General features: G+C 64.0%; 17 protein-coding genes. 14 read left to right on the forward strand and 3 right to left on the reverse strand.

The window, feature by feature from the left end:
• Positions 1-150: 150 nt before the first annotated feature.
• The 3 genes from argC to erpA all read left to right on the forward strand — a co-directional run bounded on the left by argC (position 151) and on the right by erpA (position 2,154).
• A complete protein-coding gene (argC, locus tag LQV39_RS02995; RefSeq protein ID WP_230020261.1) occupies positions 151-1,188 on the forward strand; it encodes an N-acetyl-gamma-glutamyl-phosphate reductase in 1,038 nt (345 codons plus the stop codon).
• Positions 1,189-1,308: 120 nt separating this feature from the next.
• Positions 1,309-1,722 carry a polymer-forming cytoskeletal protein gene (locus LQV39_RS03000; protein ID WP_230020262.1) on the forward strand — a complete coding sequence of 138 codons (414 nt, stop codon included), beginning with the start codon at positions 1,309-1,311 and terminating at the stop codon, positions 1,720-1,722.
• A gap of 54 nt (positions 1,723-1,776) precedes the next feature.
• Complete coding sequence (erpA, locus tag LQV39_RS03005; protein WP_230020263.1) at positions 1,777-2,154, forward strand: iron-sulfur cluster insertion protein ErpA; 378 nt, start codon at positions 1,777-1,779, stop codon at positions 2,152-2,154.
• 121 nt (positions 2,155-2,275) lie between these two features.
• Here erpA and LQV39_RS03010 read toward each other — a convergent pair whose 3' ends face one another.
• Both LQV39_RS03010 and LQV39_RS03015 read right to left on the reverse strand, forming a co-directional pair.
• Positions 2,276-3,379 (reverse strand): anhydro-N-acetylmuramic acid kinase, encoded by a 1,104-nt coding sequence (locus LQV39_RS03010; RefSeq protein ID WP_230020264.1) that lies wholly within the window; start codon positions 3,377-3,379, stop codon positions 2,276-2,278.
• Between the two features lie 130 nt (positions 3,380-3,509).
• On the reverse strand, positions 3,510-4,874 hold the full coding sequence (locus LQV39_RS03015) for a peptidoglycan DD-metalloendopeptidase family protein (protein WP_230020265.1): 1,365 nt from the start codon (positions 4,872-4,874) through the stop codon (positions 3,510-3,512).
• 169 nt (positions 4,875-5,043) lie between these two features.
• On the opposite strand from LQV39_RS03015, the gene tyrS reads away from it, so the two are divergent.
• The 11 genes from tyrS to LQV39_RS03070 all read left to right on the forward strand — a co-directional run bounded on the left by tyrS (position 5,044) and on the right by LQV39_RS03070 (position 14,179).
• On the forward strand, positions 5,044-6,318 hold the full coding sequence (gene tyrS / locus LQV39_RS03020; protein ID WP_230020266.1) for a tyrosine--tRNA ligase: 1,275 nt from the start codon (positions 5,044-5,046) through the stop codon (positions 6,316-6,318).
• A complete protein-coding gene (gene dtd / locus LQV39_RS03025; protein ID WP_230020267.1) occupies positions 6,315-6,773 on the forward strand; it encodes a D-aminoacyl-tRNA deacylase in 459 nt (152 codons plus the stop codon). The genes tyrS and dtd overlap by 4 nt, the downstream gene beginning before the upstream one ends.
• Positions 6,774-6,834: 61 nt before the next feature.
• Positions 6,835-7,503 (forward strand): YbhB/YbcL family Raf kinase inhibitor-like protein, encoded by a 669-nt coding sequence (locus LQV39_RS03030; protein ID WP_230020268.1) that lies wholly within the window; start codon positions 6,835-6,837, stop codon positions 7,501-7,503.
• 11 nt (positions 7,504-7,514) lie between these two features.
• Positions 7,515-8,153 carry a histidine phosphatase family protein gene (locus LQV39_RS03035; protein WP_230020269.1) on the forward strand — a complete coding sequence of 213 codons (639 nt, stop codon included), beginning with the start codon at positions 7,515-7,517 and terminating at the stop codon, positions 8,151-8,153.
• A gap of 118 nt (positions 8,154-8,271) precedes the next feature.
• Positions 8,272-9,297, forward strand: coding sequence for a tRNA dihydrouridine synthase DusB (dusB, locus tag LQV39_RS03040; protein WP_230020270.1), 1,026 nt, complete (start codon positions 8,272-8,274; stop codon positions 9,295-9,297).
• A 76-nt stretch (positions 9,298-9,373) separates the two neighbouring features.
• Positions 9,374-9,607 carry a helix-turn-helix domain-containing protein gene (locus LQV39_RS03045; RefSeq protein ID WP_056447956.1) on the forward strand — a complete coding sequence of 78 codons (234 nt, stop codon included), beginning with the start codon at positions 9,374-9,376 and terminating at the stop codon, positions 9,605-9,607.
• Positions 9,608-9,704: 97 nt separating this feature from the next.
• Positions 9,705-11,291 (forward strand): bifunctional phosphoribosylaminoimidazolecarboxamide formyltransferase/IMP cyclohydrolase, encoded by a 1,587-nt coding sequence (gene purH / locus LQV39_RS03050; protein ID WP_230020271.1) that lies wholly within the window; start codon positions 9,705-9,707, stop codon positions 11,289-11,291.
• 95 nt (positions 11,292-11,386) lie between these two features.
• A complete protein-coding gene (gene ruvC / locus LQV39_RS03055) occupies positions 11,387-11,929 on the forward strand; it encodes a crossover junction endodeoxyribonuclease RuvC (RefSeq protein ID WP_230020272.1) in 543 nt (180 codons plus the stop codon).
• A gap of 21 nt (positions 11,930-11,950) precedes the next feature.
• Positions 11,951-12,529 (forward strand): Holliday junction branch migration protein RuvA, encoded by a 579-nt coding sequence (gene ruvA / locus LQV39_RS03060; RefSeq protein WP_230020273.1) that lies wholly within the window; start codon positions 11,951-11,953, stop codon positions 12,527-12,529.
• A gap of 110 nt (positions 12,530-12,639) precedes the next feature.
• On the forward strand, positions 12,640-13,707 hold the full coding sequence (gene ruvB / locus LQV39_RS03065; protein ID WP_230020274.1) for a Holliday junction branch migration DNA helicase RuvB: 1,068 nt from the start codon (positions 12,640-12,642) through the stop codon (positions 13,705-13,707).
• 13 nt (positions 13,708-13,720) lie between these two features.
• Positions 13,721-14,179, forward strand: a complete 459-nt coding sequence (locus LQV39_RS03070) for a YaiI/YqxD family protein (protein ID WP_230020275.1) — start codon at positions 13,721-13,723, stop codon at positions 14,177-14,179.
• Here the strand turns inward: LQV39_RS03070 and LQV39_RS03075 are convergent, their stop codons facing one another.
• Positions 14,180-14,635, reverse strand: coding sequence for a hypothetical protein (locus tag LQV39_RS03075; RefSeq protein WP_230020276.1), 456 nt, complete (start codon positions 14,633-14,635; stop codon positions 14,180-14,182). It lies immediately after the preceding gene.
• Positions 14,636-14,665 lie beyond the last annotated feature (30 nt).

Genomic DNA, 14,665 nt, shown 5'->3' on the forward strand with positions numbered 1-14,665 from the left:
CAGAACACTTTTCATCATCCGAAAAAGTGTTCTGACCCCGAATTTTTTTGCGAATCTTGCCAAATTCAGGGGTCTGACCCCGGTTTGATTTTTCGCATAAAATTGCACCCTCAGCCTTGCTGGCATTTATTTACTTACGAAGGAAAGAACATGATCAAAGTTGGCATCGTTGGTGGTACCGGTTACACGGGCGTGGAGTTGCTGCGCCTGCTGTCAGCCCATCCCGAGGTGCAGCTGACCGCCATCACCTCGCGCAAGGAAGACGGCCTGCCGGTGGCGGACATGTTCCCGTCGCTGCGCGGCCACGTCGACCTGGCCTTCTCGAGCCCGGACAAGGCCGACCTGAGCAAGTGCGACGTCGTGTTCTTCGCCACGCCGCACGGCGTCGCCATGGCCCAGGCCCCGGCGCTGCTGGCTGCCGGCGTGAAAGTCATCGACCTGGCCGCCGACTTCCGCCTGAAGGACCGCGCCGCCTTCGAGAAGTGGTACAAGATGGAGCACACCGCCCCCGAGCTGATCGAGGAGGCGGTGTACGGTCTTCCTGAGCTGAACCGCGAAGACATCAGGAAGGCCCGCTTGATCGCCAATCCGGGCTGCTACCCGACCACCATGCAGCTGGGCTTCTACCCGCTGCTGAAGGCCGGCCTGATCGATGCCGGCAACCTGATCGCCGACAGCAAGTCGGGCGTCTCGGGCGCCGGCCGCAAGGCCGAGATCGGCACCCTGTTCTCGGAAGCCAGCGACAACTTCAAGGCCTACGGCGTGGCCGGCCACCGCCACACCCCGGAGACCTCGGCCCAGCTGCAGCGCTACACCGAGCAGAAAGTCGGCCTGATCTTCACGCCCCACCTGGTGCCGATGATCCGCGGCATGCACTCGACCCTGTACGCGCGCCTGACGAATGACATCGACAACGCCGCCCTGCAGGCCCTGTTCGAAGATGCCTACCGTGATGACGAATTCGTCGACGTCATGCCCTTCGGCTCGCATCCGGAAACCCGCTCGACCCGCGGCTCGAACATGCTGCGCATCGCGCTGCACCGTCCGGACGGCGGCGACACCGTGGTGATCCTGGTGGTCCAGGACAACCTGGTCAAGGGCGCCGCCGGCCAGGCTGTGCAGTGTATGAACCTGATGTTCGGCGTGCCGGAAAACATGGGACTGAAGCAAGTCGCGCTGTTGCCGTAAGCGCCATCCCCTCGCAAGGGTTGCTGACAAGATGCAGATCAAGGCAGCAGGTGTTGAGCACGGTAAATTGACCTGTGCAATGCCGTGCCTGGCAACGCATCACTACGCGAGGGGACTACCATGTTCGGTCGTAATGCAAAAAGCGAAATCGATAGCCTGATCGGCATTTCCGCGCGCATCGAAGGCGACCTCGTATTCACCGGCGGCCTGCGCATCGACGGCGAGGTGCATGGCAACGTGATCGCCGGCGGCGAAGCCGACAGCGTCCTGATCGTCTCCGAGCACGCCCGCATCGAGGGCGAGGTGCGCTGCGCCAACCTGGTCGTCAATGGCTATATCGCCGGGACGGTCCGTTCGACGGAACTGCTTGAATTACAGCCGAAAGGCCGCATACATGGGGATGTCCATTACCGCCTGCTGGAAATGCATGGCGGCGCCCTGGTGACGGGAAAGCTGACCCACGAAGCTGCCCCGATGCCGGCCGCCGAGCCGGTGTTTCATTTAGGTGTAACGGCGGAAGGGGCATCAGCATGACTGGCGCCAACCGTCTATAATGGACGAAATCCGAATTCAATCAGGAGTTTATCCATGACCGCAATCGCCGAATTGCATCGCTCGCAAGAGCAGGACGCCATGCCGTCGCCCATCAATTTCACCGATAGCGCCGCCCAGAAGGTCGCCCAGCTGATCGAAGAAGAAGGCAATCCCGACCTGAAACTGCGCGTGTTCGTGCAGGGTGGCGGCTGCTCCGGCTTCCAGTACGGTTTCACCTTCGACGAGATCATGAACGACGACGACACCGCGATGGAAAAGAACGGCGTCACCCTGCTGATCGACTCGATGAGCTACCAGTACCTGGTCGGCGCGGAAATCGACTACAAGGATGACCTCGAAGGCGCCCAGTTCGTCATCAAGAACCCGAACGCCACTTCGACCTGCGGCTGCGGTTCGTCGTTCTCGGCGTAAGCGTCCGTTTCAAGAAAAGAAAGCCGCCCTGGCATGCCGGGCGGCTTTTTCATTGGTGCGTGGGCTCGGGGAGCCCACCCCACGTTGCCGCCCGTAGGGTGGGCACCCTGTGCCCACCAGTTCAAGCAGGGTACAGCGCACCCAAAACGCGAAGCCCCTTCGCCCCCGTCACCGCCGGCAAATTCCCCGGCCTGCGCCGGGTGAACTGATAACCCAGCCAGGCAAAGGCCAGCGCCTCCACCCGATTCGGCGCCACGCCCAGCTCCTCGGTCGACCTGACCGGAATCCCGCCGCCCAGCGCCGCTTCGATGTCGCGCAACAGCACGCCGTTGTAGGCGCCGCCGCCGCACACGTAAACCGCCTGGGCCGGCTTATCCGCCGTTTCCGCCTGGATTGCGCGCGCGATCGACACCGCTGTCAGCCGCGTCAGGGTTGCCTGCACGTCCGCCGACGCCAGGCCGGTATGCTGCGCCAGCTTCCCATCCAACCATTCTGCATGGAACAGGTCGCGGCCCGTGCTCTTGGGCGGCGGCTGGCGGAAGTAGGGCTCGTCCAGCAGAATCTCCAGCAATTGCTCGTCGACCTTGCCGGAAGCTGCGAAGGCGCCGTCCTCGTCATAAGCCTTGCCGGTGTGGCGCGCAACCCACAAATCCATCAGCACATTTCCCGGCCCGGTGTCATAGCCGCTCACGCGGCCGTCACCGTGCAACACGCTGATGTTGCCGATGCCGCCGATGTTCACCACCACCCGCACCGTTTTCGGCTTGCCGAAGCGGGCCTCGTGGAAGGCCGGCACCAGCGGCGCGCCCTGGCCGCCGGCGGCGATGTCGCGGGTGCGGAAGTCGGCGATCACGTCGACGCCCGTCAGTTCCGCCAGCAGGGCCGGATTATTGGTCTGGCGCGTAAAACCCAGTTCCGGGCGGTGGCGGATGGTCTGGCCATGCACGGCGACGGCGCGCACCGGCCCTGGCGCCTGGGCCAGCAATTGCTGCACGCATTCGGCATAGCAGCGGGCGAGGGCGTTGGCGGCCAGCGCCTCGCGCTCGAGTTCGTTCTCGCTGGCGGCCTGCAGGGCCATCAATTCCTTGCGCAGCGCGGCGGGGAAGGGCGTGAAGGCGGCTTGCAGCGTGCGGATGCCGCGGCCGGAGAAATCGGCCAGCACGCCGTCGACGCCGTCCAGGCTGGTGCCGGACATCAGGCCAATATAGAGAGAGGAAGCGGGCATGATAGTCAGATGGGGGCAGAGCCCACCCGAGAAATTCGGGCTCTGACCCCATGAATAGGGTTGTCAAAAGAAAAGCGCCTTGCACTCTTCAGTGCAAGGCGCCTTATTCTATCTGCAATTCGGCTGGATCTTAACGAGCAGCCATCGCGTTACCTGCCGGATTCAGCAGCGAGAAGCGGTGCGACATCTCGACGGCGGCGGTGGTGCGGAAGCGCGACAGTTCGCCCGAGGTCAGCGGCTGCTGCTGCAGGTTCTTCTGCGCCATCGGGTCGATGGCGTTGCCGCCGACACGGAATTCATAGTGCAGGTGCGGGCCGGTTGCCCAGCCGGTGGCGCCGACATAGCCGATCACGTCGCCCTGATGGACCTTCTGGCCCTTGCGCATGCCGCTGGCGAAGCGGCTCATGTGGCCGTAGGCGGTGCTGTAGTTGGACCAGTGCTTGAGCACGACCATGTTGCCGTAGCCATTCGACACGCCTGCGAAATCGACGGTGCCGTCGCCGGCGGCGCGGATCGGGGTGCCCATCGGGGCAGCCATGTCGATGCCCTTGTGCGCTTTCCAGACATTGAACACCGGGTGCACGCGCATCGAGAAGCCCGAGGAGATGCGGGTGAAGGCGACCGGCGACTTCAGGAAGGCTTTCTTCAGCGACTTGCCGTCCAGGCTGTAGTAGCCGCCCTGGTGGGTTTGCGGATCTTCGTACCAGACCGACTGGTAAGCCACGCCGCGGTTGACGAATTCGCCGGCCAGCACGCGGCCAGTACGGACCAGTTCGCCATCCTGGTAGAAGGTTTCGTAGACGACGTTGAAACGGTCGCCGCGCTTCAGGTCGCCGCGGAAGTCGATGCTGGTCGAGAACATTTCGATGATCTGGTTGACCACCGAATCCGGGATCTGGCCGCCGTCGACGTTGGCGTCGGTGGCAGCGTAGAGCGAGGAGGTGATTTCGCGCGAACGCATTTCGACGCGGCGCTCGAGCTCAGCCGGGGCCTTGCTGACGACGAATTTGTCGCCTTTGCGCATCACCGTGACGGTATTGAACTGATCCTTGCTGACCGGGATGGTCGCGCGCAGCGACAGCATCAGGCCGTTCTCGTCGGTTTCAGCCTGGATGCGCTTGCCGGTCTTGAGGCTCAGGATGCTGCGCGCCAGCTTGTCGCTGCGGACGAAGGCCGCTGCCTGCTGGTCGTCGATGCCGAGGCGGGTGAAGACGGAACCGAGGGAGTCGCCCGGACGGATACGTTCTTCGTGGATGAATTGCTGCTGGTCTTGCTGCAGGGCTGCGATCTGGTCTGCCAGGTTCGGCAGCTGCAGGTCCTGGGCGATGGACTTGACGGGGATGTCTGCGGCGTCCGGCGCGATCGGGGCGACTGCGGTCGCGCCGAAGGCACACAGTGCCAGGGCAGCGGCGCCGCCCGCAAGGATGCGGGTTTTACGGCTCGTTTCCGCGAGACCGAACCAGCGCTTGCCAGTGATTTTCTGTATTGGGTTCATGCAATCAGTTAAAATTTACCGCTTCACTGTCCCAAGACGAACGCTTTTTCTTTTTGTTTTCTTACTTGTTGTCTGTGAAACTTTTCATGCGGCAAGATTGACGGGATCGCGAATTATATCAAAATACGGGGTCCTACAACCGTTTTAGCCATATTCCTACAAGAATTTTATGACTTCCTCCGAGCTTTCTGGTAATGCCAAAACTGCAACTTCCGCCGGGGCCGCGCCTCTTCCCTTGAGCGCGGCCGTCCAGGAAGCCCTTGCAATCGCCAAACGCGGCGTCGACGAACTGCTGATCGAGAGCGAATTCGCCCAGAAACTGGCGCGCTCCGAACAGACCGGCGTCCCGCTGCGCATCAAGCTGGGCCTGGACCCGACCGCGCCCGACCTGCACCTGGGCCACACCGTGGTGCTGAACAAGCTGCGCCAGCTGCAGGACCTGGGCCACCAGGTGATCTTCCTGATCGGCGATTTCACCTCGATGATCGGCGACCCGTCGGGCCGCAACGTGACCCGCCCGCCGCTGACCCGCGAGCAGATCGAGACCAATGCGCAGACCTATTTCAAGCAGGCCTCGCTGGTGCTCGATCCGGCGCGCACCGAAATCCGCTACAACTCCGAGTGGTGCGACCCGCTGGGCGCGCGCGGCATGATCCAGCTGGCCTCGCGCTACACCGTGGCGCGCATGATGGAGCGCGACGACTTCACCAAGCGCTACAAGAGTGGGACCCCGATCTCGGTCCACGAGTTCCTGTATCCGCTCATGCAAGGCTATGATTCGGTCGCTTTGAAAGCAGACCTTGAGCTAGGTGGAACGGATCAGAAATTCAACCTGCTTGTTGGCCGCGAGCTACAGAAAGACTACGGCCAAGAGCCTCAGTGCATCCTGACCATGCCCCTGCTGGAAGGCCTGGACGGCGTCGAGAAGATGTCGAAGTCCAAGAACAACTACATCGGCATCACCGAGCCGGCCAACACCATGTTCGGCAAGCTGATGAGCATCTCGGACGTGATGATGTGGAAGTACTACGAGCTGCTGTCCTTCCGCTCGATCCAGGACCTGGCCGCGCTGCGCGCCGAAGTCGAAGGCGGCCGCAACCCGCGCGACGCCAAGGTCGCCCTGGCTCAGGAGATCGTGACGCGCTTCCATTCGCAGCAGGCGGCAGAGGACGCGCTGGCCGACTTCGTCAACCGTTCCAAGGGCGGCATTCCGGACGACGTGCCGGAAGTCAGCCTGTCCGGCGCTCCGCTGGGCCTGCCGCAACTGCTGAAGGCCGCCAACCTGTGCGCCTCGTCCTCGGAAGCGATGCGCATGATCGACCAGGGCGGTGTGCGCATCGACGGCACCGTGGTGTCCGACAAGGCCCTGCAGGTCCAGGCCGGTACCTTCGTGCTGCAGGTCGGCAAGCGCAAGTTCGCCCGCGTGACCCTCGCCGCGGCATGATCGGCCTGCTCCAGCGGGTCACCCAGGCCAGCGTCGTCGTCGAAGGCGAAACCATCGGCGCCATCAGGCACGGCCTGATGGTGCTGGTCTGTGCCGAAAAGGGCGATACCGCGCGCGAGGCCGATGCGCTGCTGGCGAAACTGCTGGGCTACCGTGTGTTTTCCGACGAGGCCGGCAAGATGAACCGCAGCGTCACCGACGTGGAGGGCGGCCTGCTGCTGGTGCCGCAGTTCACGCTGGCGGCCGACACCCGCTCCGGAACCCGGCCCTCGTTCTCGCCGGCCGCGCTGCCTGCAGACGGGCGCCGGCTGTTCGAGCATTTCGTGCGCCAGGCGCGCGAACGACACGGTAATGTCGAGACCGGCCGCTTTGGCGCGGACATGCAGGTGTCGCTGACGAATGACGGTCCAGTCACTTTCTGGCTTCGTATTGATCCACCCAAGGTGTCAAGCTGAAACTGCGGCGCCTTGTGCTGGTCAATGTAATCAGGAGCAGTAGGCGCGAACGGAGGTAGCCATGAAGATCTGGAGCGATTCCTTTACCGAAGGCGGCCCGATTCCGCCACGCTGTGCGTTCGCCGAGATCGATCCCGGCAGCCACATCAAGCTGTCGAGCAATCGCAGCCCCCATATCGCCTGGGACGAGGTGCCGGCCGGCGCCGAATCGCTGGTGCTGCTGTGCCACGACCTCGACGTGCCGACCGACGGCGCAAACGTCAACCGGGAAGGCCGCACGGTGCCGGACGCGCTGGCGCGCACCGACTTCTATCACTGGTCGCTGGTCGACATCCCGGTGGTCCTCGATTCCTTTGCCGAGGGCCTGTTCTCGGACATGGTGACCCCGGGCGGCAAGAGCGATCCACTGGTGCCGTTCACGATCAAGAACGGCACCGAGCACCAGCTGCGCCACGGCGTCAACGATTACACCGGCTGGTTCGCCAACGATCCGGACATGGCCGGCGAATACTACGGCTACGACGGACCCTGTCCGCCCTGGAACGACGAGCGGGTGCACACCTACGTGTTCACGCTCTACGCCCTCGACATCCCGCGCCTGCCGCTGGAAGGGCGCTTCACGGGCAAGGAGGCGAGCCTCGCCATCATGGGCCACATCCTGGACGAAGCCCGCATCTTCGGCGTGTATTCGCTGAATCCGGAAATCGCCGCCACCATCATCGATAAGTAAAAGTAGAAAATTTGAAGATCATCCTGATCCGCCATGGGGAAACCGCATGGAATGCTGAACGGCGCCTGCAGGGCCACCTCGACATCGCATTGAACGCGGAAGGCGAACGCCAGGCCCGGCTGCTGGCCGAGGCGCTGGCGCCTGAGCACATCGACCTGATCGTCTCCAGCGACCTCGGACGGGCGCGCCAGACCGCCCAGGCCGTGGCCGCGCCGCGCGGCATGCCGCTGATGGTCGAGCCTGGCTTGCGCGAGCGCTGCTATGGCGGCTTCGAAGGCTTGCTGTACAGCGAAATTGAACAACGCTTCCCGGCCGAGTTCGCGGCCTGGCAGGCGCGCGACGTCGACGCAATTTTGCCAAGTGGTAAAAATTGCGGCGAGACCTTCCGCGAGTTCTACGAGCGCTCCACCGGCGCCATCCTGGCCCTCGCGACAAACCATCCGGGCCGCACGATCGCCATGGTCGCCCACGGCGGCGTGCTCGAATGCGCCTACCGGATGGCCTTGAACTTGCCGCTGGAAACCCCGCGCGACTTCAAGGTCTACAACGCCAGCATCAACCGCTTCCGCCTGGAAGAGGGCAGGCTGGCGCTGGAAAGCTGGGGCGAGGTCGCGCATCTCCGGCCGGCCGTGCTGGACGAGCTGAGCTGACAAGCGGAATGACACTAAGGTATGTCAGATTTGCAACACACAAAAAAGTGTGCTGATAAATTGAGCAGCGGTTCGGGTAAAATAGCGAGTTCCCGATTTTTCTCCTGGTTTTTCTCCCGTGCAAATTGGTCCTTACGCGCTGCGCAATAACGTCTTTGTCGCCCCCATGGCCGGGGTGACCGACCGCCCATTCCGCCAGCTGTGCAAGAAGCTTGGCGCCGGCTATGCGGTGTCGGAAATGGCAGCCTCGAATCCGCGCCTGTGGGCAAGCGAAAAGAGTGCGCGCCGCACCGACCATGCCGGCGAGATGGAGCCGAAGGCGGTGCAGATCGCCGGGGCGGTGCCGGAAGAACTGGCCGAGTGCGCCAAGTTCAACGTCGACCGCGGCGCCCAGATCATCGACATCAACATGGGCTGCCCGGTCAAGAAGGTCTGCAACAACTGGTGCGGTTCGGCCCTGCTGCAGCACGAAGACCTGGTCCAGCGCATTCTCGAAGCCGTGGTGCGCGCGGTGGACGTGCCAGTCACGCTGAAGTTCCGCACCGGCTGGGATCGCCAGAACAAGAACGCCCTGGTCATCGCGCGCATGGCCGAGCAGGCCGGCATCGCGATGCTGACCCTGCACGGCCGCACCCGCGCCGACGGCTACAAGGGCGATGCCGAATACGACACCATCGCCGCGGTGAAGGCTGCCGTGTCGATTCCGGTGGTGGCGAACGGCGACATCACGACCCCGGAAAAGGCGAAATTCGTGCTCGACCATACGGGCGCCGACGCTGTCATGATCGGGCGCGCGGCCCAGGGCCGTCCGTGGATTTGCCGCGAAATCGACCACTTCCTGCGCACCGGAGAATATCTGCCGGCGCCGCTGGTCGACGAAGTGCGCGAGTTGATGAACGAACACCTGCCGGCCCACTATGCCTTCTACGGCGAATACCTGGGCGTACGTACCGCGCGCAAGCACATCGGCTGGTATGTCGAAGACCTGCCTGGCGGCGAAGAATTCCGCCAGCGCATGAACCTGCTGGAATCGACCGCCGAGCAGCTGGCGGCCGTGGATGAATTTTTCAAATCGCAACACCGGTTTGGCGAGCGGTTACAATACCGGCCCGCGCATTCGGATGACGTCGCAATCGCGGCATAAGAATAGTAGTAAAAAAATAATAATAATCGGAGACAGGGCTGCCACAAGCGGCACATTAACCAAGGCGAAGTAGCACATGAGCAAAGAAAGTATCCAGGAAGTCGTTCAGAAAAGTCTCGAAGATTATTTCAACGACCTGGGCGAGCAAAAACCTTCGAACATCTACGACATGATGCTGCTGACCGTCGAAAAACCGATCCTGCAAGTGGTGATGACGCGCGCCGAAGGCAACCAGTCGCATGCCGCGCAGATGCTGGGCATCAATCGCAATACCTTGCGCAAGAAATTGCAGGAGCACGGGCTGCTGTAAGCGCCGGCGGAGGGGCCGGCGTGCGAGCGTGCGCCGGCCCTGTCCGGCGTAATGGAAACTCCCTGCTCGCACCGATTTTTATCAACAGGCCTCTCCCATGATCAAACAAGCCCTCATCTCCGTTTCCGATAAAACCGGCGTGCTCGACTTCGCGCGCGCGCTGTCCGCACTCGGCGTGAACATCCTGTCGACCGGCGGCACTGCCAAGCTGCTGCAGGACAATGGTGTGCCCGTCACCGAAGTCGCCGACTACACGGGTTTCCCGGAAATGCTGGACGGCCGCGTCAAGACCCTGCACCCAAAAGTGCACGGCGGCATCCTGGCACGCCGCGACTTCCCCGAGCACATCGCCAAGCTGGAAGAGCACGGCATCCCGCAGATCGACATGGTGGTGGTGAACCTCTACCCCTTCCAGGCGACCGTCGCCAAGCAGGAGTGCTCGCTGGAAGATGCGATCGAGAACATCGACATCGGCGGCCCGACCATGCTGCGCTCGGCGGCCAAGAACCACCGTGACGTGGTCGTGATCGTCGACCCGGCCGATTACGGCGTCGTGCTGGCGGAAATGAAGGGCACGGGTACGCAAGCAGGCGATGTCGGCTACGACACCAAGTTCCGCCTGGCGAAGAAGGTCTTCGCGCACACCGCGCAATACGACAGCGCCATCACCAATTACCTGACCAGCCTGGGCGAAGACAAGCAGCACGCCACCCGCGCCGCCTATCCGCAGACCCTGAACCTGCACTTCGAGAAGGTCCAGGACATGCGCTACGGCGAGAATCCGCACCAGAGCGCCGCTTTCTACCGCGACCTGGCCCCTAGCGCCGGCAGCCTGGCGAATTACCGCCAGCTGCAGGGCAAGGAACTGTCGTACAACAATATCGCCGACGCCGATGCGGCCTGGGAATGCGTCAAGACCATGGGCGGCTTCGAGCAGCCGGCCGGCTGCGTGATCATCAAGCACGCGAATCCTTGCGGCGTGGCGATCGGCGCCGATGCGCTGGACGCCTACCAGCGCGCGCTGAAGACCGATCCGACCTCGGCCTTCGGCGGCATCATCGCCTTCAACGTGCCGGTCGACGGCCGCGCCGCGGAAGCGATCGCCAAGCTGTTCGTCGAAGTCGTGATCGCTCCGGTGTTCACGGCGGAAGCGCGCCAGATCATGGCGGCCAAGCAGAACGTGCGCTTGCTGGAAATTGAACTGGGCGACGGCCAGAACGCCTTCGACGTCAAACGCGTCGGCGGCGGCCTGCTGGTGCAATCGCCGGATGCCAAGAACGTGCTGCCGGCCGACCTGCGCGTCGTTTCGAAACTGCAGCCGACCCCGCAGCAGATGCAGGACCTGATGTTCGCCTGGCGCGTGGCCAAGTTCGTCAAGTCGAATGCGATCGTATTCTGCGCCGGCGGCATGACCCTGGGCGTGGGCGCCGGCCAGATGAGCCGCATCGACTCGGCCCGCATCGCCTCGATCAAGGCGCATAACGCCGGCCTGTCGCTGGTGGGTTCGGCGGTGGCCTCGGACGCTTTCTTCCCGTTCCGCGACGGCCTGGACGTGGTGGTCGACGCCGGCGCGACCTGCGTCATCCACCCGGGCGGCTCGATGCGCGACCAGGAAGTGATCGATGCGGCGGATGAGCGCGGGGTGGTGATGCTCTATACTGGTACGCGTCACTTCCGTCATTGATTTGACGTTACGGTCGTGGTGACAAACCCACCACGACCTGTGTTTTTGCACAGTATTTTTCCCACGAAACAAGCCAGCCGGTATAACATTCGATAATGATTATTCTCGGCATCGACCCGGGCCTGCGCACGACGGGGTTCGGGGTCATTGAAAAACACGGTCACCGGCTGCGCTATATCGCGTCCGGCACCATCAAGACCGGCACGGAAGGCGCCTTGCCGCCGCGCCTCAAGATCATCCTGGCCGGCATCAGCGAAGTCGTCGCCACCTACAAGCCGGCCTGCGCGGCCATCGAACGCGTCTTCGTCAACGTGAACCCGCAGTCGACCCTGCTGCTCGGCGCGGCGCGCGGCGCGGCCATCACGGCCCTCGTCGGCGCCGACCTGGATGTGGCGGAATACACGCCTGCCGAGGTCAAGCAAGCCGTGGTCGGCAGCGGCAAAGCCGTGAAAGCCCAGGTCCAGGAAATGGTGGCGCGCCTGCTGAAGCTGCCCGGCCTGCCGGGCTCCGACGCCGCCGATGCCCTCGGCATCGCGATCTGCCACGCCCACGGCATGGATGCGCTGGCGCTGATCGGCGCGCTGGCGCCGGAAAAGCAGGGCCTGCACATGCGGCGCGGCCGCCTGGTCTCGTCCTGATAAAACTTAGAAAGGTTACCGATGATCGGTCGTCTCTCCGGCGTACTGCTGGAAAAGAATCCCCCGCAAGTGCTCGTGGATTGCCAGGGCGTCGGCTATGAGGTCGACGTGCCGATGGGCACCTTCTACAACCTCCCGCACACCGGCGAGAAGGTGGTACTGTTCACGCACTACGTGGTGCGCGAGGATGCGCACCTGCTGTTCGGCTTCGGCTCTGCCAACGAGCGCGCCGTGTTCCGCCAGCTGATCAAGATCACCGGCGTCGGCGCGCGGACGGCATTGTCGATTTTGTCCGGGATGTCGGTGGCCGACCTGGCCCAGGCCGTGACCCTGCAGGAAGCCGGCCGCCTGGTCAAGGTGCCGGGCATCGGCAAGAAGACCGCCGAGCGCCTGCTGCTGGAACTGAAGGGCAAGCTGGGCGCCGACATCGGCGCGGTCGGCGGCGCCGTGCAGGACGATGCCCAGGCAGACGTGCTCAATGCGCTGCTGGCCTTGGGGTATTCTGACAAGGAAGCGCTGGCGGCGATCAAGAACATGCCGGCGGGGACCAGTGTTTCCGACGGCATCAAGCTGGCCTTGAAGTCGCTGTCGAAGGCATAACCACCACGTCGTCCCCGCGCAGGCGGGGACCCAAGTTTTGCTTGAGCTAACGAAACGCATGCAAACTTGGGTTCCCGCCTTCGCGGGAACGACGATGATTAAACGCAACCATGAGCATCCAGACCGACAACTTCACCGAGCAGCGCATCATCGACGCCGCGCCGGCTTCGCCGAACGAGGAGGCGATCGAGCGCGCGCTGCGGCCCAAGCACCTCGACGAATACGTGGGCCAGTCGAAGATCCGCGACCAGCTCGAGATCTTCATCTCCGCTGCCCGCAAGCGCCGCGAGGCGCTGGACCACACGTTGCTGTTCGGTCCGCCGGGCCTGGGTAAAACCACGCTGGCCCACATCATCGCGCGCGAGATGGGCGTGAACCTGCGCCAGACCTCCGGCCCGGTGCTGGAACGTCCGGGCGATCTCGCGGCCCTGCTGACGAACTTGGAAGCCAACGACGTCCTGTTCATCGACGAGATCCACCGCCTGTCGCCGGTGGTCGAGGAGATCCTGTATCCGGCGCTCGAGGACTACCAGATCGACATCATGATCGGCGAGGGCCCGGCGGCGCGCTCCGTGAAGCTGGACCTGCAACCGTTCACGCTGGTCGGCGCCACCACCCGCGCCGGCATGCTGACCAATCCGCTGCGCGACCGCTTCGGCATCGTCGCGCGCCTGGAGTTCTACAACGTCGAAGAGCTCACCAGGATCGTGACCCGCAGCGCCGCGCTGCTGGAGGCGCCGATCAACGAGGAAGGCGCGCGCGAAGTCGCGAAGCGTGCGCGCGGCACGCCGCGTATCGCCAACCGCCTGCTGCGCCGCGTGCGCGACTATGCGGAAGTGAAGGGCAACGGCGAGATTACCAAGGACATGGCCGACCGCGCGCTCAAGATGCTCGACGTCGACACCGTCGGCTTCGACGTCATGGACCGCAAGCTGCTGGAGGCGGTGCTGTTCAAGTTTGCCGGCGGCCCGGTCGGCATCGGCAACCTGGCGGCGGCGATCGGCGAGGCTGCCGACACCATCGAGGACGTGCTGGAACCCTACCTGATCCAACAGGGCTATCTGCAGCGCACCCCGCGCGGCCGCATCGCGACGCCGCTGGCGTATAAACACTTCGGCGTCGCCGCACCCCGCATCAGCCCGACGGGCGACTTGTGGGACAACCTGCCGCCGGCATAAGGCGGGGCCGAAGATGGAAATCTGGGTCGATGCCGATGCCTGTCCGGGCGTGATCAAGGACATCCTGTTTCGCGTGGCCGAGCGCCTGCAGCTGCAGGTGACCCTGATTGCGAACCAGTTGATCCGGGTGCCGGGTTCGCGCTTCATCCGCGCGGTCCAGGTGCCGAGCGGGCCGGACGTGGCCGACACCGAAATCGTCGAGCGCCTGGCGCCGGGCGACCTGGTGATCACCGGCGACATTCCGCTGGCGGCGCGCGTGCTCGAAAAGGGTGGAGATGCGCTGAATCCGCGCGGCGAGTTTTATACCAAGGACAATATCGCCCAGCAGCTGACGATGCGGGCCTTCATGGAAGAGTTGCGCAGCGGCGGCGTCGACACCGGCGGCCCCAGCGCCTTCAGCCAGGCCGACCGTCAGCAGTTTGCCAATGCCCTCGACAGGCACCTCGTAAAGCGCCGCCCGGCGCCGGGATAATCAGACGCGCGATGCGCCGCGCCGTTCAGCCGAAGGATGACGCTTCACCAGCACCAGCGCAGGTTCGAGACGCTCGCGCTGGCGCATCGGGCGCTGGCGGCGATCCGGCGTGACCGGGAACACGAAGCTGATGAACATCAGGACCGTGAACGACAGCAGGGTGCCGCTGGCCCACAGCAGCGCTTCGTCGGTGCGCGTGGCCAGCATGGTGATGGCGGCGGAGGCCGGGATCAGCAGCAGCAGGCCGCCGAGGGCGCGCGCGTGGGCCGAGCGGCGCATGCGGTCGCCGAGCGCGGCGATGTAGAGGAAGCTCAGGGCCACCAGCGCCAGGCCGGCCAGGCCGCCGACGGCGATCCAGCCCGGCATGCCGGGGTGGGCATCTCCGGCCACCACGATGGGCGGCAGGATGAGGACGAGGCTGCCCGCGAGCAGGGCAAGCAGACGCAGGAAAATCATGGGGTGGTTCCTTCGGTGCGCAAGTTTAAT

It is taken from the genome of Massilia sp. Bi118 (genome assembly GCF_918697865.1).
GTDB lineage: Bacteria > Pseudomonadota > Gammaproteobacteria > Burkholderiales > Burkholderiaceae_D > Telluria.

Coding starts and splice junctions, on each gene's coding strand:
- argC (WP_230020261.1), top strand. CDS start 151: ATGATCAAAGTTGGCATCGTTGGTGGTACCGGTTACACGGGCGTGGAG.
- LQV39_RS03000 (WP_230020262.1), top strand. CDS start 1,309: ATGTTCGGTCGTAATGCAAAAAGCGAAATCGATAGCCTGATCGGCATT.
- erpA (WP_230020263.1), top strand. CDS start 1,777: ATGACCGCAATCGCCGAATTGCATCGCTCGCAAGAGCAGGACGCCATG.
- LQV39_RS03010 (WP_230020264.1), bottom strand. CDS start 3,379: ATGCCCGCTTCCTCTCTCTATATTGGCCTGATGTCCGGCACCAGCCTG.
- LQV39_RS03015 (WP_230020265.1), bottom strand. CDS start 4,874: ATGAACCCAATACAGAAAATCACTGGCAAGCGCTGGTTCGGTCTCGCG.
- tyrS (WP_230020266.1), top strand. CDS start 5,044: ATGACTTCCTCCGAGCTTTCTGGTAATGCCAAAACTGCAACTTCCGCC.
- dtd (WP_230020267.1), top strand. CDS start 6,315: ATGATCGGCCTGCTCCAGCGGGTCACCCAGGCCAGCGTCGTCGTCGAA.
- LQV39_RS03030 (WP_230020268.1), top strand. CDS start 6,835: ATGAAGATCTGGAGCGATTCCTTTACCGAAGGCGGCCCGATTCCGCCA.
- LQV39_RS03045 (WP_056447956.1), top strand. CDS start 9,374: ATGAGCAAAGAAAGTATCCAGGAAGTCGTTCAGAAAAGTCTCGAAGAT.
- purH (WP_230020271.1), top strand. CDS start 9,705: ATGATCAAACAAGCCCTCATCTCCGTTTCCGATAAAACCGGCGTGCTC.
- ruvC (WP_230020272.1), top strand. CDS start 11,387: ATGATTATTCTCGGCATCGACCCGGGCCTGCGCACGACGGGGTTCGGG.
- ruvA (WP_230020273.1), top strand. CDS start 11,951: ATGATCGGTCGTCTCTCCGGCGTACTGCTGGAAAAGAATCCCCCGCAA.
- ruvB (WP_230020274.1), top strand. CDS start 12,640: ATGAGCATCCAGACCGACAACTTCACCGAGCAGCGCATCATCGACGCC.
- LQV39_RS03070 (WP_230020275.1), top strand. CDS start 13,721: ATGGAAATCTGGGTCGATGCCGATGCCTGTCCGGGCGTGATCAAGGAC.
- LQV39_RS03075 (WP_230020276.1), bottom strand. CDS start 14,635: ATGATTTTCCTGCGTCTGCTTGCCCTGCTCGCGGGCAGCCTCGTCCTC.